The sequence below is a fragment of the Oscillibacter sp. genome (assembly GCF_028693505.1).
Classification (GTDB): domain Bacteria; phylum Bacillota; class Clostridia; order Oscillospirales; family Oscillospiraceae; genus Oscillibacter.
Genome location: NZ_JAQUVF010000030.1, coordinates 1 through 18780, shown reverse-complemented (window position 1 = coordinate 18780; position 18780 = coordinate 1). Strand labels below are relative to the sequence as shown.

General features: G+C 61.5%; 20 protein-coding genes and 1 pseudogene. 4 read left to right on the top strand and 17 right to left on the bottom strand.

All coding sequences use genetic code 11. The features are described from left to right. Window positions 1–239: 239 nt before the first annotated feature. Window positions 240–1460 carry a polysaccharide deacetylase family protein gene (locus PHI30_RS08955; protein WP_300026782.1) on the top strand — a complete coding sequence of 407 codons (1221 nt, stop codon included), beginning with the start codon at window positions 240–242 and terminating at the stop codon, window positions 1458–1460. An 83-nt stretch (window positions 1461–1543) separates the two neighbouring features. On the opposite strand, the gene PHI30_RS08950 is transcribed toward PHI30_RS08955, so the two are convergent. Beyond that, complete coding sequence (locus PHI30_RS08950) at window positions 1544–2857, bottom strand: GNAT family N-acetyltransferase (protein ID WP_300026780.1); 1314 nt, start codon at window positions 2855–2857, stop codon at window positions 1544–1546. A 304-nt stretch (window positions 2858–3161) separates the two neighbouring features. Here PHI30_RS08950 and PHI30_RS08945 point away from each other — a divergent pair, with 304 nt between their 5' ends. After that, a complete protein-coding gene (locus tag PHI30_RS08945) occupies window positions 3162–3770 on the top strand; it encodes a sugar O-acetyltransferase (protein WP_300026778.1) in 609 nt (202 codons plus the stop codon). Between the two features lie 36 nt (window positions 3771–3806). Here PHI30_RS08945 and PHI30_RS08940 read toward each other — a convergent pair whose 3' ends face one another. The 10 genes from PHI30_RS08940 to yqfC all read right to left on the bottom strand — a co-directional run bounded on the left by PHI30_RS08940 (window position 3807) and on the right by yqfC (window position 11810). After that, a complete protein-coding gene (locus PHI30_RS08940) occupies window positions 3807–4832 on the bottom strand; it encodes a rod shape-determining protein (protein WP_300026775.1) in 1026 nt (341 codons plus the stop codon). Between the two features lie 105 nt (window positions 4833–4937). Next, entirely contained in the window at window positions 4938–5618 is a 681-nt protein-coding gene (locus tag PHI30_RS08935) for a ComF family protein (protein ID WP_300026772.1), read from the bottom strand. Further along, on the bottom strand, window positions 5615–5854 hold the full coding sequence (locus PHI30_RS08930) for a helix-turn-helix transcriptional regulator (RefSeq protein WP_300026770.1): 240 nt from the start codon (window positions 5852–5854) through the stop codon (window positions 5615–5617). Before PHI30_RS08930 ends, PHI30_RS08935 begins: the two co-directional genes overlap by 4 nt. Before the next feature lie 100 nt (window positions 5855–5954). After that, window positions 5955–8159: an ATP-dependent RecD-like DNA helicase gene (locus PHI30_RS08925; RefSeq protein WP_300026768.1), complete on the bottom strand. Its 2205-nt coding sequence runs from the start codon at window positions 8157–8159 to the stop codon at window positions 5955–5957. A gap of 12 nt (window positions 8160–8171) precedes the next feature. Further along, complete coding sequence (locus PHI30_RS08920) at window positions 8172–8504, bottom strand: hypothetical protein (protein ID WP_300026765.1); 333 nt, start codon at window positions 8502–8504, stop codon at window positions 8172–8174. Window positions 8505–8548: 44 nt separating this feature from the next. Further along, a complete protein-coding gene (locus tag PHI30_RS08915; RefSeq protein ID WP_300026762.1) occupies window positions 8549–8800 on the bottom strand; it encodes a hypothetical protein in 252 nt (83 codons plus the stop codon). A 20-nt stretch (window positions 8801–8820) separates the two neighbouring features. Further along, window positions 8821–9321 (bottom strand): rRNA maturation RNase YbeY, encoded by a 501-nt coding sequence (gene ybeY, locus PHI30_RS08910; RefSeq protein WP_300026759.1) that lies wholly within the window; start codon window positions 9319–9321, stop codon window positions 8821–8823. Beyond that, a complete protein-coding gene (locus PHI30_RS08905; protein ID WP_300026758.1) occupies window positions 9321–10295 on the bottom strand; it encodes a PhoH family protein in 975 nt (324 codons plus the stop codon). The genes ybeY and PHI30_RS08905 overlap by 1 nt, the downstream gene beginning before the upstream one ends. 30 nt (window positions 10296–10325) lie before the next feature. Further along, entirely contained in the window at window positions 10326–11522 is a 1197-nt protein-coding gene (locus PHI30_RS08900) for a sporulation protein YqfD (RefSeq protein ID WP_300026757.1), read from the bottom strand. A gap of 3 nt (window positions 11523–11525) precedes the next feature. Then, window positions 11526–11810, bottom strand: coding sequence for a sporulation protein YqfC (yqfC, locus tag PHI30_RS08895; protein ID WP_300026756.1), 285 nt, complete (start codon window positions 11808–11810; stop codon window positions 11526–11528). A 105-nt stretch (window positions 11811–11915) separates the two neighbouring features. On the opposite strand from yqfC, the gene PHI30_RS08890 reads away from it, so the two are divergent. Beyond that, window positions 11916–12830 (top strand): nucleoside recognition domain-containing protein, encoded by a 915-nt coding sequence (locus PHI30_RS08890; protein WP_300026753.1) that lies wholly within the window; start codon window positions 11916–11918, stop codon window positions 12828–12830. An 89-nt stretch (window positions 12831–12919) separates the two neighbouring features. Here PHI30_RS08890 and PHI30_RS08885 read toward each other — a convergent pair whose 3' ends face one another. The 3 genes from PHI30_RS08885 to PHI30_RS08875 all read right to left on the bottom strand — a co-directional run bounded on the left by PHI30_RS08885 (window position 12920) and on the right by PHI30_RS08875 (window position 15840). Then, window positions 12920–13822, bottom strand: coding sequence for an AEC family transporter (locus PHI30_RS08885; RefSeq protein ID WP_300026750.1), 903 nt, complete (start codon window positions 13820–13822; stop codon window positions 12920–12922). Window positions 13823–14179: 357 nt separating this feature from the next. Then, complete coding sequence (deoC, locus tag PHI30_RS08880) at window positions 14180–14836, bottom strand: deoxyribose-phosphate aldolase (protein WP_300026748.1); 657 nt, start codon at window positions 14834–14836, stop codon at window positions 14180–14182. 14 nt (window positions 14837–14850) lie between these two features. After that, the gene (locus tag PHI30_RS08875; protein WP_300026746.1) at window positions 14851–15840 is read right to left on the bottom strand and encodes an MBL fold metallo-hydrolase; all 990 of its coding nucleotides are present in this window, start codon (window positions 15838–15840) and stop codon (window positions 14851–14853) included. A 148-nt stretch (window positions 15841–15988) separates the two neighbouring features. Between PHI30_RS08875 and PHI30_RS08870 the strand changes: the two genes are divergently transcribed. Beyond that, a complete protein-coding gene (locus PHI30_RS08870) occupies window positions 15989–17266 on the top strand; it encodes a trypsin-like peptidase domain-containing protein (RefSeq protein WP_300026743.1) in 1278 nt (425 codons plus the stop codon). Between the two features lie 60 nt (window positions 17267–17326). Here PHI30_RS08870 and PHI30_RS08865 read toward each other — a convergent pair whose 3' ends face one another. The 3 genes and pseudogenes from PHI30_RS08865 to PHI30_RS08855 all read right to left on the bottom strand — a co-directional run. Beyond that, entirely contained in the window at window positions 17327–17983 is a 657-nt protein-coding gene (locus PHI30_RS08865) for an HAD hydrolase-like protein (RefSeq protein ID WP_300026740.1), read from the bottom strand. 158 nt (window positions 17984–18141) lie between these two features. Beyond that, entirely contained in the window at window positions 18142–18324 is a 183-nt protein-coding gene (locus PHI30_RS08860) for a hypothetical protein (RefSeq protein WP_300026737.1), read from the bottom strand. Between the two features lie 280 nt (window positions 18325–18604). Beyond that, window positions 18605–18780: pseudogene (locus tag PHI30_RS08855) on the bottom strand (NADH peroxidase); the annotation flags it as partial.

Below are 18780 nucleotides of genomic sequence, written 5' to 3'. Positions count from 1 at the left end.
CGGTCTCAGCGCCACGGCGGGCGGTATCACGGCGGCGGTGGTTTTCGGCGTGGTCATGGCAATTCTTTTTAAACCCGGCAATAAGCGCTGAGCTGGGAGAGCGGACTTTCGTCCGCTCTCTTTTGTTATTTTTTTGTTGTTCTTTTTGTCGAATTTCCTGTTATACTATTTCTATTATCATTCGACAGAAAGGACTTTTTGCCATGCGACGCCTCCTCTCCAGTTTACTTGCCGCTTTCATGCTGTTCTCTCTGAGCGCCTGCGGCGGCGCGGGCGCTCAGACGCCGGATGCGCCCCCGGCGGAATCCCCCACGGAAGGGACGCCCGCCGACGAGGAACCGGAGGCGCCCGCCCAAGTGGAGCCCTATTCCATCTTTGACCCCACGGTGATGCCGGAGGGCGGCAGCCGGGACGGCGTTGCCTACGCGGCATACGACGGCGTGGTGGAGCATCTGTTCTTCCACCCGGTGGTCGCCTATCCGGAGCTTGCCTTTGACGGAGACAAGCAGGCAGACGGCATTGACGACTACATGGTCACAGCGGACGAGTGCCGCAAAATTCTCCAGAGTGTTTATGACAAGGGTTTTGTGCTGGTGGATATCGCCAGCATCTGGAGCGAGACCGCCACTGAGGGCGGCGCGCCGAAAATGGTGAAGAACACCCTCTATCTTCCGGAGGGAAAAAAGCCGCTGATCTTCTCCTATGACGACACCAATTATTACCCCTACATGCTGGAAAACGGCTTTGCCTACAAGCTGGTGCTGGGGGACGACGGGAAGATTGCCTCCTTCGGCAAGGACCCCGCCGGGCAGGAAGTCACCAGCCGGGATTTGGACGCCATTCCCATTCTGGACAAATTCGTGGAGGAGCACCCGGACTTTTCCCCCTTTGGCGCCAAGGGCTGCCTGAGCCTGACCGGCTACGAGGGGATTCTGGGCTATCGGACCCAGACCGACACCAAGAGCTGGACCGCGGCGCAGGAGGAGGTCCGCCAAAAGGAGATTGAGGCGGTAAAGCCCATCGTGGCGGAGCTGAAGCGGACCGGCTGGACCTTCGGCAGTCACACCTGGGGCCATATCCGCTTGGGCACCAAGAGTCTTGAAACCATTCAGGCGGACACCGCCCGCTGGGCGGCGGAGGTAGGCTCGCTGGTGGGACCCACCCAGATTCTCTTCTACCCCCACGGTGAGCGGCCGGACGGCGACGACTGGAAAAAGACCGGGCCCGTTTTCCAGTACCTGCAAAGTCAGGGCTTCCGGGTGTTCTGCTCCGTGGGCATCAACAGCTTCAGCTATATCAAGAGCGACCTTTGCGCCGTCATCTGCGACCGGCTCCACCCGGACGGCACCACCCTCCGGGGCAGCGAGAAGGTCCTTGGCTGGTACAGCCAGTTTTACGACGCCCGTGAGATCATTGATCTTGGCGTCCGGCCCCAGCGGGAGGTCCGCTGGGCCCCCTGAACCACGCAAAACAGCACCCCCTGATACATCAGAGGGTGCTCTCTTTATCTTCGGTTTTCACAGACTTCGCTGATGCAAGGTTTTTACACCAGCTTTTCAAAGTAGAAGAATGTCTCGTCCTCTCCGCTTTTCCGCATACAGGATGAGAGCATCCGGTAGGACGCCGTGTTTTCCTGATAGCACTTGGCGACTACCCGGGAAAGGTGGACCTTGTAGAGTCCCCACCGGGCCACGGCGGTAAATGCCTCCGTCCCATAGCCGCTGCCGGCATAGGCCTTGTCGATGCGGCAGCCAAGCTCCGCGCTGCCCCGGCAGTCAAACCGGTACAGCACTGCCTCGCCGATGAGCTTTCCGTCCAGCCGAACGGCAAAATTCACCGCCTGCCGATTCTCAAAGTCCCGCTGGGCTACCTCGAAGAAGCTTCGCTCCTCCACCGGAGCGCCCAGCCCGGCCACATCGTCATAGCCCCACCAGCGGTTTCGCTCCCCGTCCAGCACCAAGGCGTTATACGCGGGAATATCCGCCTCTTCCAACGGCGTGAGCGTCAATCGCTCCGTTTGCAGCGTGGGGATATTCGTCACATGGCGCAGCAGCTCGTTTTGCGGCTCAAAGCTGTATTTGGGTGCCAGCCGGGCCGGACCGTACTGGAGCTTGGAGGTCCGCAGCCCCATGTCGGCGGCGTCGTCCTCCCGATTGATCCACTGGCATTTCTCGCCGAAGGCATTGGCAAATTCCTGCACCAGAGTGGGATAGACGCCGGTATAGGAATAGAGCGCCTTTTCAATATGGATGATCAGCGTCTCTCCACACTTCTCCGCAAGGGACAGCGCGATGAGCTTTTCCCCGTCAAACATGCCGCCCGCCACAAACCATGGCTTTCCTGCCAGCGCCAGCATCTGCTGGGAGAGCTTCAGTTCATTTTGCGCCTTGGCGTTATCCCCCTTCGGAAATTCCGCCTCATAATCCTTCCAAAATTGCTCCAGCGCCCCTTTGTCTTTCTCCGTGAGGGGGCGGAAGGCGGCCTCCGGCCACTTGGCGTAAAACTTTTTGATATGGTTCCGCTGGCCGGAGTAGCGCCGCCCGGCAAACAGCTGCAAGTCCTCCCGATAATAGACATAATCCTGCCACGTGCGCACGTTGCCCACCCGCACGTAAGGGTAACGCTCCAGCAGCCGGGGGGCCTTGCACGCTGGCACCACGGAGATGACCAGCGGGACTCCCCGCTCCAAACAGTCGCTTTCGATGGCGGCGAGGGCGGCGTCCTCGTCCCCTTCCGGACCGGGAACGGGATAGTCGAACACCCACCGGCCATCATGCTCGTTGCGCACCACCAAACACCCGGCGATTTCCGCCCAGGCGGGATGCAGCACAGGCCGCCACATCAATTTGATACCCACAGAATATTCACACAGTTCATAAGGACAGTTCTGATAATACTTTCTGAGCTTCCCGCCGTCCCGTATAGTCACCGGTTTAAATTGGTACATAGTTCCTCCACACGCCTTCCGGCGTTTTCTTCCCCACGGGAATCCATTTCGATAATCTTTTATAGTATACCTTGAATCACGTAAAAAAACAGTAGTTTTCGCAACAGCATTTTCCGTTTTCTCCGCATCCTTCCAGCGTTCCAAACCTGTCAGCTTTGCATTGACAATTACCGCCAATTCGGCTTTAATGGAGAAAAACGCAGGAGGTCACCTCATGACGGAATCGGAGCGAATGCGCGCGGGAGCGCTTTACTATGCCGGGGACGAGGCGCTGTCGGCGGCGCGGCTGGCGGCCAAGGAGCTGATCTGGCGCTATAACGCCACAGCGCCCGCAGACTGGGAGGGCCGCACGGCGATTTTGCGGCAGCTGCTGGGGCATCTTGGCGAGGAGAGCTGGATCGAGACGCCCTTCCGGTGCGATTACGGGAGCCAGATCCGCATTGGAGACCACTTCTTCGCAAACTACGACTGCATCTTTCTGGATGTGGCAAGCATCACCATCGGGGACCATGTGTTTTTCGGCCCCCGTGTGTGCCTTTACACAGCGGGACACCCCACCGTGCCGGAGGTGCGAGATCTGGAGCTGGAGTTCGGTTCCCCCATCGTCATCGGAAACAGCGTATGGATTGGCGGCAACACCGTGGTGCTGCCCGGCGTGAGCATCGGCAGCGGAACGGTGGTTGCGGCGGGGTCCGTGGTGACACGCGATCTGCCGGAAGACGTCCTTGCCGCAGGAAACCCCTGCAAGGTCCTGCGAGCGCTCACGGAGGGCGACCGGGCAAAGTGGGAGACCCTGCGGGCGGCATACGAAGCCGACAGTTAAAAGGAGAAGGCCCTGGGGGCCTTCTCCTTTTTTAGTTTAGTTCATCTGCTTGCGGCGGCTGAGATTCATGGTGCCGTCCTGCATGTTGTTGAGGGATTCCAGGCTCTTGCCGGTGCCCAAGGCCACACAGGAAATGGCGTCCTCTGCAATGACGGTGTGGATGCCGGTGCGGGCGGTGACCAGCTTGTCAAATCCGGCAACCAGACTGCCGCCGCCGGTCATGACGATGCCGTTGGTGGAGATATCCGCCACCAGCTCGGGGGGCGTGCGCTCCAGCACGGAGTGGATGGTCTCCATAATGCGCTCCACCGGCTCTTCAAAGGCGTCCATCATCTCCGTGGAGCTGACGGTGACCACCTTGGGAAGTCCCGTGAGAAGGCACCGGCCCTTCACGTCCATGGTCTCTTCCTCTTCCTTGGGGAACACGCAGCCGATCCGCTTTTTCATCTCTTCGGCAGTCCGCTCGCCCACCAGCAGGTTATGCTTGCGGCGCATGTATTTCACAACCGCCTCGTTGAGCTGGTCGCCCGCGATCTTAATGGAGGCGGATTCCACCACGCCGGAGAGGGAGATCACCGCGATATCGGCGGTGCCGCCGCCGATATCCACCACCATGTGACCGTCGGGCTTGGCAATGTCGATGCCCGCGCCGATGGCGGCGGCCACAGGCTCCTCGATCAAAAACACCTTCCGGGCGCCGGCCTGAATGCCCGCGTCGATCACGGCGCGCTCTTCGACCTCGGTAATGCCGGAGGGCACGCAGATGATGACCCGGGGCTTGAAGAAGGAGACGCCCGCCACCTTATGGATGAATTCCCGCAGCATCCGCTCCGTCATGTCATAATCGGAGATGACGCCCTCCCGCAGAGGACGGATGGCCACGATATTGCCCGGGGTACGGCCCAGCATGGCCTGCGCCTCGGTGCCAACCTTTAAAAGCTTTCCGCTGTTTTTATCCAACGCAACCACAGAGGGTTCGTTGAGCACGATCCCCTTGCCCCTTACAAAAACCAAAACCGACGCGGTACCAAGATCGATACCGATATCCTTCGCCATGGACATAGATTCCACCTCATTGAACTTTCTATACAACGTTATTATGAACGGTTTTCCCGCTTTACAATCATACAGATGTCATTATATCCGCAAATTCTATCGATTGCAACCTCATTCTTTTACATTCCCCCGGCTTTTTCCCGCCGCATCCGGCCTCGTCAAAGCCACGGCGGCGCAGACCACATCCGCCGCGCCGGCGTCCTTCAAAACCCGGATGCACTCCGTCAGCGTCGCGCCGGTGGTGCAGATGTCGTCCACCAGCAAAACGCGCTTGCCCCGGATGCTTTCGCCGTTCATGGCGGCATAGACGCCCAGCACGTTGGCCCGCTGGGCGGCGGCCTCCTTCAGCGTGGACTGGGCGGGGTTGTCCGCCAATTTGGAAAGCAGGCGGACCGGCCTCGTCTGCCACACCCGGCAGGCGGATTCCGCCAGCAGCCGCGCCTGATCGTAGCCCCGCCTGCGCAGCCGTTTTTTGCTGACCGGCACCCAGGTGACCACGTCAAATTCTCCGGAAAACTGTTCCGCCGCGCAGCGGGCGATCAGGCCGCCCAGGGGTTCCGCCGCCGCGGCGGCGCCCCGGAATTTCAAGCGCAGCACGCCCTCCCGGGCCAGCTCCTCATACCAAAGAGGAGCGGCGCACCGCAGTCCGCCGCTCCCCTTTCGCACCGTTTCCGTCTCCGCCGTCCATGGAAGTTCCTTCTCGCAGACGGGGCAGACGCCCGGACGGTCCAGCACCCTGGCGCAAAAGGGGCATTTCGGCGGAAAGAGGAGGTTTAACAGGGCATTTATCATCGCTCCGCCAACAGGGCGTCGTACGTGGTGTGCAGGGCGTTTCGGATGCCCCGAAGCTGAGACGCCTGAATGTGCTGCGCGCCCCGCTCAATTTTTACCATGCTCTCCCGGGTGATCTCCACGCCGTCCAGTTGCAGCAGCCGGACCAGCTCTGTCTGCCCGATCCCCTGCTGTTTACGAATTTCCCGGATATTGGCACCGATGCAGATATCCTGCTTGATTTTTTGCTCTCCCATTATTGCCTCCGCAAAAAGAACCTGTTTCGGTCCAGTTTTGCTTTATTCTATGGAAAAGCAATAAAATTATGGGACCCATATGGGTCCTAATAGGGAGAGCTTACTCCCCGCCGTGGGCAAGCCGCCACCGCAGCCCGGAATACCGCCGCTGACGGCGGTCATTGGCCGCCATGGCGCGAATGGCCGCGTCGTCTCCCACCACGATCAAAAGCTCCCGCGCCCGGGTGAGGGCGGTGTACAAAACCCCCCGGACCATCAGGGACGGCGCCGAGGGCATGGCCGCCATCACAACGCACCGGTACTCGCTGCCCTGCGCCTTGTGGACGGTCTGGGCATAGGCGAGGTCCACCTCATTGAGCATCTCCACGCCGTAAACGGCGCTGCGCCCGTCAAAATCCATGGCCAGCCACTCGCCGGAGGGGTCGATCTGCACGATTTTTCCCACGTCGCCGTTGAACATGCCACTGCCCACCGTGCCGTCCGCCTTCTCCCACACCACATCGTAATCGTTCCGGGTCTGCATAATGCGGTCGCCCTCCCGAAAGAGCCGCTCGCCCCACAAAAGCTCCCGCTTGTCCGCCCCCTTGGGATTCAGCGCCTCCTGCAGGCGGCGGTTGAGCCGGATGGTGCCGCACTCCCCCTTCCGGGTGGGCGTGAGCACCTGAATCTGGTCCACGGGGATGCCCATTTTCTCCGGCAGGCGGCTTTTGCAAAGCTCCACCAGCGTGTCCACCGCCCGCTCGCCGGAGCGGCGGCAGAGGAAGAAAAAGTCTCCCTGATCGTTGGTCAGCAGGGGCGGCTCCCCCAGATTCACGGCGTGGGCGTTGCGGATGATGGCGGACTCCGACGCCTGGCGGAACACCTCCCGCAAAAAGACCGTCTCCACCCGCCCGCTGCGGATGAGGTCCGAAAACACGTTCCCCGCCCCCACGGAGGGCAGCTGGTCCGCGTCCCCCACCAGCACCAGCCGGGTGCCGGGCCGCAAGGCCCGCAGCAGCGCGGAAAACAGCGGCAGGTCCACCATGGACATCTCGTCCACCACCACCGCGTCCGCCTCCAGCGGTTCTTTTTCCGTTTTCTGAAAGGTCAGCTGATGGGTGGTGTCGTTCCAGCTCATCCCCAAAAGCCGATGGACCGTCTGCGCTTCCATCCCCGTCAGCTCGCTCATGCGCTTGGCGGCCCGCCCGGTGGGCGCCGAGAGCACGATGTCCAGCCCCATCTTCTGAAACAGGGCCACGATCCCCCGGACGGCGGTGGTTTTGCCGGTGCCGGGACCGCCGGTGAGGATCAAGACCCCCTGCCGGGCGGCCAGCTCCACCGCCTGACGCTGCTGGGGCGCGTAGGTGATGCCCTGCTCGGCCTCGATCTCCGTCACGGTCCGCTCCGCCTGACGGCTCTCGTCGGCCTCCACCGCCAGGAGCGTGTTGAGCCGGGCGCAGGCGGTGGCCTCCGCCTCCCACAGTCGGCGCAGGTAACAGGCCTCCACCCCCGCAAGCTCCTCCTGCACCACGGCGCCCTGCGCGATCAGGGCGTCCAGCGCGATTTCCGGCAGGTGCGATTCGCATTCCAAAAGCTGCGCGGTGGCGCTTACCAGCTTTGTACGGGGGAGAAAGACATGTCCGTTATTTTCATTGTGGCTCAGCTCAAAGGTCACCGCCGCCTGTAACCGCGCCTGGCAGTCGACGTCAAAGCCCATACCCATGGCAATCTCGTCCGTGACGGAAAACTCCACGCCGCAATCGTCGGTGGAGAGGAGGTAGGGATTTTCCCGCACCAGTTCCAGCGCCGCGTCGCCGTAGCGCTGGCGCAGCTGCATGGCGAGGATGGTGGGCAGACGGTACCGGGCCAGAAATTCCATCAGCCGCCGCAGTCCCATGTGCTGGCGAAAGCCCGCGGCGATCTCCCGGGCCTTTTTCTCCGTAATGCCCTTGATGGCGCTCAGCCGCTCCGGCTCCCGCTCCAGAATGTCCAGCGTCTCGGAGCCGAAGCGGTCCACAATCGCGCGGGCGGTGGCGGGGCCGACGCCCTTGCAGATACCGGAGGAGAGATAGCTGAAAATCTCCTCGGCCTCCTCGGGCAGCGAACGCTCCATCTCCACCGCCCGCAGCTGCTCGCCGTGCTGGGGATGCTGCTCCCACACGCCGGACACCGTCAGATGCTCGCCGGGGGCCACGCAGGGAATGCAGCCCACCACGGTGACCACCTCTCCCTCCTCCGTCAGCAGGCGGAGGACGGTATAGCCGTTTTCGGCGTTTTGAAAAATCAGACTATGTACAGTGCCGTCGCAGCAGGTCACATCTTCCATTTTTATCCTCTTTCAGGGGCGATCCCCCACGTGAAATTCCGACGCGGATACCACTTCCGCGTCCTTTTCCCGGTCCGCCAGATACTGGGCAATGCCCCGGGCATCCTCCGTCAGTCCGCAGTCCACCAAAACGATTTTCGCCCCCGGCAGTCTGCCTTGCAGCCGACGCAGCTCCCGCACGTCCGCCTCCATCGCCAGCGCCTCGCCCTTTAGGGGCAGCACCAGCAAAAGGCCCGGCACCACGGGCCGCCCGGTGCGGAGCACCGCGCCCGCCAGCAGCCAGACCACCGTCGTCATGCCCACCGCGGAAAAAAACGCCAACAGCCCATCCTGCAACATTACCATCCCAAATCACCTCGGACCAGTGTATGCAAAACGGGCGGCAAAGGTTATTTGGGGCGGTTTTCCCCGCGCCGGGACGGGGATGGTTCGTTTTCCTCGGTTTCCGCGTCCTCTTTTTGAGCCGCCAGCAGACGGTCCAGCTTTTTCTCCATGCGGGTGAGTCGCCGCCGCTGCGTCACCCACAGCGCGGCAAGGGTGGCCACCGCCAGCACCATGCCCCAATCTCCACTTAAAAGGCCCACGTTGCCCAGCACGGTCAGCCCCAGCCAGCTGCCCAAAAGGGACACAAGCCAGATCATGAAAAATTCCGCCATCTCCCTTACCCTTCCCGGGAGATCCCAAGCTCCGCCAAAATGGCCTCTTCCCGTTCCCGCATCTGCTTTTTCTGCACACCCTCGTCCAGATGGTCATAGCCCAGCAGGTGGAGGGCGGAGTGGGTCACAAGATAGGAAAGCTCCCGCCGGTTGGAGTGGCCGTACTCCTTGGCCTGGGCCGCCACGCGCTCCATGGAGATCACCATGTCCCCCAGCGGCACAAGTCCGGTGCCGATTTCTGCGTCCTCCTCGCCGGGCAGCTCGCCGGGCGTCAGCTCAAATTCCGGAAAGCTCAAAACATCCGTGGGCCGGTCCACCTGCCGCATGTCCCGATTGATGCGGTGAATGCCCTCGTCATTGGTCAGCAGCACGTCCACCTCGCAGGGGAACGTGACGCCCTCCGCCGCCAAAGCGGTGCGGATGACCTTGCGGATCAGCGCGCAATTTCCCTCGCTGGCAGCCCCCGGCACCTCGGCCGTGACGGGTATATAGTGCTTTTTGGCCATTATCTTCGCCCCTTCCCACCGTTTTTGACGGTCTCATACGCCTCGTAGGCCTTCACAATGCGCTGCACCATCACATGGCGCACCACGTCCGCATTGGTCAGCTCGCAGATGCCGATGCCTTCCACGCCCTTGAGCACCCGCATGGCCTCCTTCAGCCCGGAGGTCTTGTCCGTGGGCAGGTCGATTTGTGTGACGTCGCCGGTGATGACGATTTTGGACCCGAAGCCAAGGCGGGTGAGGAACATTTTCATCTGCTCCCGGGAGGTGTTTTGCGCCTCGTCCAGAATGATGAAGCTGTCGTCCAGCGTCCGCCCGCGCATATAGGCCAGCGGCGCCACCTCGATATTGCCCCGCTCCAGATACTTCTGGTAGGTCTCCGCCCCCAGCATGTCGAACAGGGCATCGTACAGCGGGCGCAGGTAGGGGTCCACCTTGCTTTGCAGGTCGCCGGGCAAAAAGCCCAGCCGCTCTCCGGCCTCCACCGCAGGGCGGGTGAGGATGATGCGGTTGACCTGCTTGTCCCGAAACGCCTGCACGGCGGCGGCCACGGCGAGGTAGGTCTTGCCGGTGCCCGCCGGGCCGACGCCGATGGTGACGGTGTTTTTCAGCACCGATTTGATATACTCTTTCTGCCCGATGGTCTTGGGCTTCACCGGGCGGCCCTTTGCGGAGATGCAGAGCACGTCGCCGGTCAGCTCCGTGATCTGCTCTTCCTTCCCGCTGCGCACCAGTCCCGCCACGTAGCGCACGTTCTGTTCCCCGATGGTCTCTCCCCGGGAAGAAAGGGTCAGCAGCGCCCCAATCGCCTTGGCGGCCAGCATGGTATTCTCCGCCTCGCCGTCCACCCGCAGCTCCCCGTCCCGATTCACCACGGTGACGTCGAACTCCTGCTCCAAAAGGCGCACATTCTCGTCAAAGGACCCGAAGATGTTCACAGCCTGTTCCAATCGCTCAATACTGATTCTCTGTTCCAACTTTGCTTCACTCCCGTATCATTGCGGGCGTTATCCGTCCGCGTCTTGCGTTAAAATCGGCACACTCTCCCCGATCTGCTCCTCGCACTCCGCCGTCAGCGTCACCAAAAGTGTGTCGCCCTTGCGCCGGGTGGTGCACAGGGTGGAGCGAACCGTGCCGTAAGGGTCCACGAGGCTGTGGAGGTACGCCGTGAGCGCCGCCTCCGCCGTTGCCTTGCCGCGCTCGTCGCTTCGCTCTGCCGCCGCCGTCTCATAAAAGCGCCACGTCTCCCGCTCCAGCGTGAGCGGCAACGACAGTCCCAGCAGCCGGCAGGGATATCTTGTTGTTATTTTATCATATTTTGCCCCTTCGATGCTACTGTTTGAGAAGAATTTTATGCGGTGCGTACCGATAATCAGGGAAAATCCCGTTTTTTCCCGGTCCGTACTCTGCTTTTCCGCCACCGTCACCGGCATGGACGCGGTGAGCGTGTACCAGGTGCGGGCGGTGACGTGCCCCATCCCCGCCATGACCCGGGCGCCAAAGGTATCCGTATCCTCCACACCGGAGATCAGAAGCTGGCCCTCCGTCACGGTGGCGCCCTTCATCACGGCGGCCACGCCATCCAGCGCCTGCACCTTCAAAACCATCCCCGCCCGCCGGGCCACCACGTTGGCGGGCGTCCGCTCATCCACCAGCTTTGGCGCCGGAATCCGCTCCCGCACCTGCACATTGGCCCGGCAGCCGGAGACGTTGACGGTCAGCCAGCTCAGCTCCGGGATGTCCAGCAGCACGTGGTTGCGGATATCCTCCCCGTCCAGCGACAGCCCAAAGGAGCCGAGATGGACGCCGGCCTTTTCCAGCCCCCGCAGAATCTCCTCCGTGGGCACGGTCTCATTGCCCTCCACGGTGAAATCCCAGACGAAAAAGGAGCCGAAAAACAGCCCCAGAAGGCATGCTGTCAGCCCCACCACCAGCGCCTGCCGACGGCGGAAACGGAAGAGGAAGTACGGCGCGCCCTCCCGTCCCGCCACGGTCAGGGTGCAGTCCAGATTTTTTGCCGCCCGCCGCAGCGCATGGAAGTCCCGCCGGGAAAGGCGGCAGGTAAACGCGGTGGGTGAGTCCCACCGCAGGTCCCAAAAAGCCAGATCCCGCGCGCCGCACAGGTTCAAAACCCGCTCGGGAAACACGCTCTCCACCCGCACCAAAACCTGACCCCGCAGGCGGTTTACCACCTCGTTCAGCATCTTTTACCTCACCCACTCCACGCGCTCGATCCGTCCGCCCAGCCGCAGTTCCTCCGCGGTCATTGCCAGCAGGGAAAGCCCCTCTCCCCGCACGCTCAAAACGCCGGCGGTGGTATTTAAATCAATTCGCTCCTCGCTGTACGACAAAATTCCCGCGTGGTGCTCCACATACAGCTGGCGGCTTCCAACCATTTCCAGCCGGGGCAGTCCCGCCACCACATCCGCCGGCAGATCAAACAGCTCCGCCACGGTGCTCAGTACGCCGTTTTCTTTTCGATTTCTCTCCATGCACGCTCACCCCATGAAACTCTATGCGCCACTGGCGCAAAACTTGCGTGGTTTCCTCCGGCATAGCGGGGCGGGAGCGCACATATGGTACAGGGGGTGATGGGTATGAAAACACGGGGGCGGACAGACGTCTGCCTGATTTTATGCGGACTCCTGCTCTGGTTTCTAGCGGACGCGGCGCGGGTCCGCGCCGCAGCGGAGGAGGCTTTGGCGCTGTGCGCGCGGTCTGTTGTCCCGGCGCTGTTTCCGTTTATGGCGATCTCGGCGCTACTGGTCTCTCTGGGATTTGGCGAGTGGGTGTCTCCCCATCTATCGGGCTTCATGGGGCCGCTGTTTCGTCTGCCGGGATGCGCCAGCTCCGCGCTGCTGCTGGGACTGGTGGGCGGCTATCCCATCGGCGCCCAGACGGCGGCAAGGCTTTATCAAGAGCACCTGCTCACCCGGGAGGAGGCGGAACGCCTGCTCTCCTTTTGCAACAACGCAAACCCTGTGTTTCTCATCAGTGTGCTGGGGAGCGGGGTGTTTGGCAGCGTCCGGGCGGGGATTTGGCTGTGGCTCATCCACGTGGCTTCCGCCCTTTTGACAGGTCTCTTCTTTCGCGGCGGCAAACGGGGACGCGCCCGAGTCGGACCGCCTCCCGCCTTTCCGTGCCGGACCGTCTCCCTCTCGTCCGCCTTTGTGGAGTCAGTGGGGACCGCCCTGACGGGGATTCTCTCCGTCTGCGCGTTTGTGGTGCTCTTTTATGTGCTGGCCAGCCCCCTGAAGGGCCTCGGCGGCGGATGGGGTGCCGCACTGGTGGGCAGCATCGAGCTGTTTTCTCTCACGCCGCTGCTGACGCCGGATCGCTTCGGATTCGTTCTGGCTGCCTTTTGCTCCGGCTGGGGCGGGCTGTCCGTTTTGTGTCAGACGGCGGCGGTGCTGGACGGCACCGGTCTTTCGATGCGCAGCTGCTTTTTTGGAAAAGTGGTGCAGGGCGGACTCTCCGCCGCGCTGGCAGTGGCGCTCATCGCTCTTTTTTGATCCCGCGCCGTCCTTTGCGCAATGGGGCACAATTAAAGGCGGGAGCCTTCGCTCCCGCCTTTAATTGTGAAAAAAGTCTCACATACGTTTTAAACCAGTGACAGCGCGATCATCACCGCAATGCTGATGGGGATGGTCAAAGACGTGGCGGTGCCGTACACGCCGGGGTTGCACTCCAGCTTTCCGCAAAAGACCGTGGCCATGCCGCTGATGGGCGCGCACACCAGCAGCGCCGCGATGAGCCGCTGCTCCAGTGGGAAGGGCAAAAACGCCACCATGGCCAGCGCCAGCACGGCCTCCGTCAGCACCCGGGTGGTGACGATGCCCACCACCTGATGCCGGGCCGCCGGGTCCAGCCGCACCTCGAACATGATGCCCAGCATCAGCATGACCACCACCGCATTGGCGCCCGCCACCGTGTCCGCCAGCTGATAAATGGGGTCCGGAAAGCGAAATTGAAACAGCGCCAGCACAAAAAGGCCAATGTCCAAGTCAAAGGGAAAGGAGGAAAGCAGCGTCTTTGCCAGCGCCTTGATGCGAAAGCGTTCCTCTTTTTTCACCTGCATGGCGGCAAAGGAGTAGATGACGCCGCAGTTCATCACGGAGTTGCCCACGTCAAACATGATGACTTCCATCATCCGCTCCGGAAAGAGGTTTTGCACAAAGGGGATGGCGAAGCTGCCGATGTTGAAGCCCGCCATGCAGATCATGTACATCGCGTGGACCAGTGGCTGCTCCCGTGCGCCCACCTTCCATCCAACTGCCAGCAGGATGATATTGACCCCCAGTCCAATGAGGATGAAGGACGCCAGATGCAGGTCCATGGTAAAATCACGGAAGGCGTTGACCAGCACCGCAGGCAGCGTGACATACAGCATGATGTTGGAGAGCACCTTGCTGTCCTCCTGCCGGAACAGCCCCACCCGTTTGAGGACATAGCCCAAAGCGATCAGAAAAATCAGAATTGCGGACTTGATCAGTGCCGCGCCCATGGCAACCACCCTTACTCTTCACAGAATCGTCCCCTCCGTCAAGCACGGAGGGGACTGTTTTCTAACTTCTATTCGGATGACCGCCGCCCTTGATCCCGCAGAGTGCCCGCGGGGCACTGCCAAAGGGAGTGGCCCGCACCGCGGGGACACGCGCAGCAGAGATCTGACTTCTATCAGCCTTGCCCATTATAGCAACTCTCACCCTTCGTTGCAACCACGTTCCGGGCAAGAAAATTTGCTGTTTCGGTGAACCAAAACGCTTTTTTGAGCGTCTAAGAGTGGACGCATCCGCAAGACCCTCCCCCGGTGGCATCAGCCCGGTTTTTGCCCTTCCCCCCCGTGGGTATCACGGAGAGCTTATCCCTCCATGGCCTTGACGGCCTTCACCACGCGGCTGGTGCCCAGACGGTCCGCTCCCAGTGCGAGAAACGCCTCCGCGTCCTGCAAGCCGGAGATGCCGCCGGCGGCCTTGATCTTCACATGGGGACCCACGTGCCCTTTCATAAGCGCCACGTCCTCCCGGGTGGCCCCGCCGCCGCCAAAGCCGGTGGAGGTTTTGATATAGTCCGCCCCGGAGGCGGTGACGATCTCGCACAGGCGAATCTTTTCCCCCTCGGTGAGCAGGCAGGTCTCGATGATGACCTTCAAAAGCTTTCCCTTGCAGGCCGCCTTGACATCCTTGATCTCCGCGCACAGCGCGTCCCACTGTTCATCCTTCACCCAGCCGAGGTTGATGACCATATCCACCTCGTCCGCGCCGTTTTCCACCGCGTCGGCCGCCATGAAGCACTTGGCGGCGGTGGTATCGTATCCGTTGGGAAAGCCGATCACCGTGCACACGGGCAGCCTTCCCGCCACATAGTCCGCTGCCTGGCGGACGTAAGAGGCGGGGATGCACACGCTGGCGCAGCCGTACTTTATCCCGTCGTCGCAGAGGGCGCGGATCTCTTTCCACGTGGCGGTCTGGGTCAGCAGGGTGTGATCGCACTTGCGCAGGATCTCTTTCAGTTCCATTTGAGCTTTCTCCTTTATCCTTCTATTGACCCGCTTGCAAAGTATCGAAAGCACGCTCCGTCCCAGCGCCGCTCCACCCGATTCCGGACTGTCAAATAGTCCAGATGGGCCAGCGCCTCGCCTACGGCAAAAAACTTCTGCGTCAGCGGAAACTCTCCCCAGCTGCGGCATCGGATGCTCCACGCCATATGGCCCGCGATCTCGTAGGCCGTGAGCCCCGGATGGAGCGTCACGGTATCCACGGCGTTTTCAAGACGCAGGGCGTGGTGGCGCTCCAGCTCCTCCGCCCGCTGCGCGGCGTTCCCCGTCTCCATGCGGTGGGCAGGCAGCAGCAGGGAAACCGGCAGGGAGCGCAAACGGCGCAGACTTTCAAGGTAATCCCCCAGAGAATCCGCCACGCCGCTCCAGCGGCAGATGTTGGGCGTGATATGAAAGAGCACATGGTCCCCGGAAAAGAGCCACCGCTCCTTCGGCTCGTACAGGCACAAATGCCCCGGGGTGTGCCCCGGCGTCAGCAGGCAGCGCAGCGTCCGCCCGCCATAGGTCACCTCGTCTCCGTCCTCCAGATACGTATATCTGTCGTAGGGCGCGGGACCGGCGATCTTTGCCGGGTTGGTCTCCCAAAGCGCCGCCATCTCTGCCGGAGAAAATCCCTCCTGCACGTAGCCATCGTATATGGCGCGCCAGCCTTCCTCATTTTCCGCCGCCATCCGCCGCCCGTCCACACCGCTGATAAAAACGCGGCAATTCTCCCGCACCAGCTCCGGCGCAAGGCCCGTATGGTCGCTGTGGAGATGGGTGAGAAAAATGTCCATCCGGTCCCGGTCCACCCCGGTGGAGCGCAGCTCCCGCTCCATGGCCTCCCGGCAGGGCTGCTGGCGAAAGCCCGTGTCGATCAAAAGGCTCCGCTCCCCGCAGAGGAGATAGCTGTTCAAATTTTTCAGTGGATTGCCCACCAGAGGAATTTCCAGCCGCCACAGGCCGCTGGCAAGTTGTTCTGCCATAGCGCTCCCTCCCTTTTATGGGGAGTATTGTAGCAGGTTTTCTCCCCAGTGTCCAGAGACGCCGGTTTTCAAAACTCCCACCGTGAACGCTTGTCAGGGCGTTTCCACGGTGTTACAATAAACACACTTTCTACATTGGAGGCTTCTCATGAAAAAAAGACTATTTGCCGTGTTCTGCGCTCTTTGCCTGCTGGTAAGCGCGGTTCCTGCCGCCGCCGCATTGGAGGGGGAATCCGCCCGGGCGGCGGATATTCTCACAACGCTGGGCGTGCTGGACGAGGACGCAAGCCGGGATCTGACCGCGCCTGCCACCCGTGCGCAGGCCGCCGTGCTGCTGGTGCGTCTGGCGGGCGCCGAGCAGGCGGCGAAAAACGATCTCTGGATTTCCGGCTTCCGGGACGTTCCCGCCTGGGCGGAGACTGCCGTCACTTACGCCGCCCATCAAAACTGGGTCTCCGGCGTCACCGTCACCGCCTTTTCCCCCGACGCGCCCATCACGGCGGACGGCTGGTGCGCCTTTTTGCTGCGGATGCTGGGATACAGTGAAAAGACCGGGGACTTCACCGTTTCCGGCGCCGCCGTCTTTGCCCAACACATCGGGCTGCTCTCCCGCACGTACAGCGGCGCTCTGACGCAGGCGGACCTGTTCCAGTCCGCCGTGGACGCGCTCTCCTTTTCCTATCGGGACGGCAGCGCCACCGTGGCGGAGCATCTGGTGTCTCAGGGTGTTTGCACCCGATCCACCGCCAACGCCCTCGGCCTTTTGAACGAAACCCTCACCGCCCGGCAGGTGGCGGACCGGCACATGGCGGCAGTGTTTGCGCTGTCCTCCTTCGCAACGGAGCGGGAGATGCTGGATAACACGTCCTCCAGCAGCGCCAGCGGCTTCTTCATCTCCGCCGACGGCATCGCCGTGACCAACTACCACACCATTGACGGCAATATCCACGCGGTGGCCACCCTCTCCACCGGCGAGACGTATCCGGTGGAGTCCGTGCTCTGGTATGACGCCGCCATGGATCTGGCCGTGCTGCGCATTTCGAAAAAATCCACCAACGGCATCTCCACCTCCGCCTTCGCGCATCTGGATGTGGCGGGTACCGGCGATATTCGCTCCGGCGACACGGTGTACACGCTGGGCAACCCGCTGGGTCTGGGGCTTGCGGTCAGCTCCGGCATCATCAGCGCCACCGCCCGGAATGTGGACCGCTATTCCCAGCCCTGCATCATGAACACCGCCGACATCTCCGAAGGAAGCAGCGGCGGCGCGCTGCTGAACGTCTACGGGCAGGTGATCGCCGTTACTTCCGGCGCTTACGCCTACGGCAACAACATGTATCTGGCAGTGCCCGTGGACCCTGTGATGTCCGCCGACCTCACAGGGCCGGGGACAAGCCTTGCCGCCATCGTGGCTGCCAAACAGTAATCGGTTTCACGCAAGAAAGACCGCCGCAGCTCTCAAGGCTGCGGCGGTCTTTTTCTGCACTCAGTGCGTCCGGATGAAGTTTTCCAGTTCCTCCGCCGTGCGCACCACTGCCACGGCGCCGGCCTTTTCCAGCTCGTTTGGGGCGGCATATCCGAAAAATTCCACACCCACGCAGTCGATGCCGCATTCCGCAGCGCCCAGCACATCAAATTTCCGGTCTCCCACCATCAAAATGGAGGCCCGGTCCTCCTCGTGAAGGCTTAGGCGGCGCATGGCCTCCCGAATCACGTCGGATTTCGTCCAGTCCCCCGTGGACGCGCTTCCGGCAATGACTTGCAGGGAAGGCGCAAATCCAAACTTTTCGCAGATCGGTCTGCACATCTCCTCCGGCTTGGAGGAGGCCAGCGCCAGTATATACCCGGCGTCCTTCAATCGTGCGCAAAGCGCGGCCATTCCCGGCGCGGCGGCGTTTTCAAACTTTCCCAGCCGGGCGTACCGCTCCCGAAAAAAGCGGATGGCGCGCTGCGCCTTCTCCCCGTCAAAGCCGCAAAAATGCTGAAAGGAATCCTGCAGCGGCGGCCCGATAAATTGCAGCAGCACGCTCTCCGGCGGCGTCGGCTCTCCCAGTCTCTCAAACGCCTCCCGCAGGCAGTTGAAGATTCCCTCCTTGGAATCTGTCAGCGTGCCGTCTAAGTCGAAAAAAATCGTATGATACATAAATTTGCCTCTCCTTCTACACGGAGAGATTTTACCATGTCCGCTCTTTCTATGCAAGTGGGGGCCGGGCTTTTTTGGGTTCTTCCATTGTGCCTTGTCCGCTCCGCAGAAAAACGGTTTCTTTTGCACGCAGACCCTACGCGCCACGGGGCAGACCCTCAGGCCAGGTAATTTGCCAGCAGCACGGCGGTCTGGGCGCGGGTGACGGGCGCGGCAGGGGCCAGCAGCGGGGCGAAGCGTTTACGGGTTTTGAAAAATTTCAGGTGGGGGACCTCCTTCATTCCTTGAGCGCGGGCATTGCTGACGCGATATCCATGCATCCAACGGGTAAATCGTTCCATCGCGCAAGCCCCTGCCCTACATTCGCGGGTGAAACCGTGCCGAAAAATTTCAGGAACTGATTCCAGGGCCAACGCAACTCCTTTGAATGCGGGTACTTTCCGGATTTTCACTTTTTATATATAACACTGCTTTTTTCACAAACAATTTAGGATGAAGAAAAGCAGCATTCCATGGAATGGCGCGCAAAAAAAAGGCCCTCGGGACAGTGAATCCCGGGGGCCTTTTGCACGAACAGCTCTCCGTGCCTTTTAAAATTTTGTGTTGCCCTGTGAAACGTTTTTACTTGCCGAAGTAACGCTTCAGGAGACCTGCAAACGCGCGGCCGTGGCGGGCTTCGTCCCGGGCCATCTCGTGGACGGTATCGTGGATGGCATCCAGATTATACTGCTTCGCCAGCTTTGCCAGCTCGAACTTGCCCATGGTAGCGCCGTTTTCGGCCTCCACACGCATGGAAA

Coding starts and splice junctions, on each gene's coding strand:
- PHI30_RS08955 (WP_300026782.1), top strand. CDS start 240: ATGCTGTTCTCTCTGAGCGCCTGCGGCGGCGCGGGCGCTCAGACGCCG.
- PHI30_RS08945 (WP_300026778.1), top strand. CDS start 3,162: ATGACGGAATCGGAGCGAATGCGCGCGGGAGCGCTTTACTATGCCGGG.
- PHI30_RS08940 (WP_300026775.1), bottom strand. CDS start 4,832: ATGTCCATGGCGAAGGATATCGGTATCGATCTTGGTACCGCGTCGGTT.
- PHI30_RS08935 (WP_300026772.1), bottom strand. CDS start 5,618: ATGATAAATGCCCTGTTAAACCTCCTCTTTCCGCCGAAATGCCCCTTT.
- PHI30_RS08930 (WP_300026770.1), bottom strand. CDS start 5,854: ATGGGAGAGCAAAAAATCAAGCAGGATATCTGCATCGGTGCCAATATC.
- PHI30_RS08925 (WP_300026768.1), bottom strand. CDS start 8,159: ATGGAAGATGTGACCTGCTGCGACGGCACTGTACATAGTCTGATTTTT.
- PHI30_RS08920 (WP_300026765.1), bottom strand. CDS start 8,504: ATGGTAATGTTGCAGGATGGGCTGTTGGCGTTTTTTTCCGCGGTGGGC.
- PHI30_RS08915 (WP_300026762.1), bottom strand. CDS start 8,800: ATGATCTGGCTTGTGTCCCTTTTGGGCAGCTGGCTGGGGCTGACCGTG.
- ybeY (WP_300026759.1), bottom strand. CDS start 9,321: ATGGCCAAAAAGCACTATATACCCGTCACGGCCGAGGTGCCGGGGGCT.
- PHI30_RS08900 (WP_300026757.1), bottom strand. CDS start 11,522: ATGCTGAACGAGGTGGTAAACCGCCTGCGGGGTCAGGTTTTGGTGCGG.
- yqfC (WP_300026756.1), bottom strand. CDS start 11,810: ATGGAGAGAAATCGAAAAGAAAACGGCGTACTGAGCACCGTGGCGGAG.
- PHI30_RS08890 (WP_300026753.1), top strand. CDS start 11,916: ATGAAAACACGGGGGCGGACAGACGTCTGCCTGATTTTATGCGGACTC.
- PHI30_RS08885 (WP_300026750.1), bottom strand. CDS start 13,822: ATGGGCGCGGCACTGATCAAGTCCGCAATTCTGATTTTTCTGATCGCT.
- deoC (WP_300026748.1), bottom strand. CDS start 14,836: ATGGAACTGAAAGAGATCCTGCGCAAGTGCGATCACACCCTGCTGACC.
- PHI30_RS08875 (WP_300026746.1), bottom strand. CDS start 15,840: ATGGCAGAACAACTTGCCAGCGGCCTGTGGCGGCTGGAAATTCCTCTG.
- PHI30_RS08870 (WP_300026743.1), top strand. CDS start 15,989: ATGAAAAAAAGACTATTTGCCGTGTTCTGCGCTCTTTGCCTGCTGGTA.
- PHI30_RS08865 (WP_300026740.1), bottom strand. CDS start 17,983: ATGTATCATACGATTTTTTTCGACTTAGACGGCACGCTGACAGATTCC.
- PHI30_RS08860 (WP_300026737.1), bottom strand. CDS start 18,324: ATGGAACGATTTACCCGTTGGATGCATGGATATCGCGTCAGCAATGCC.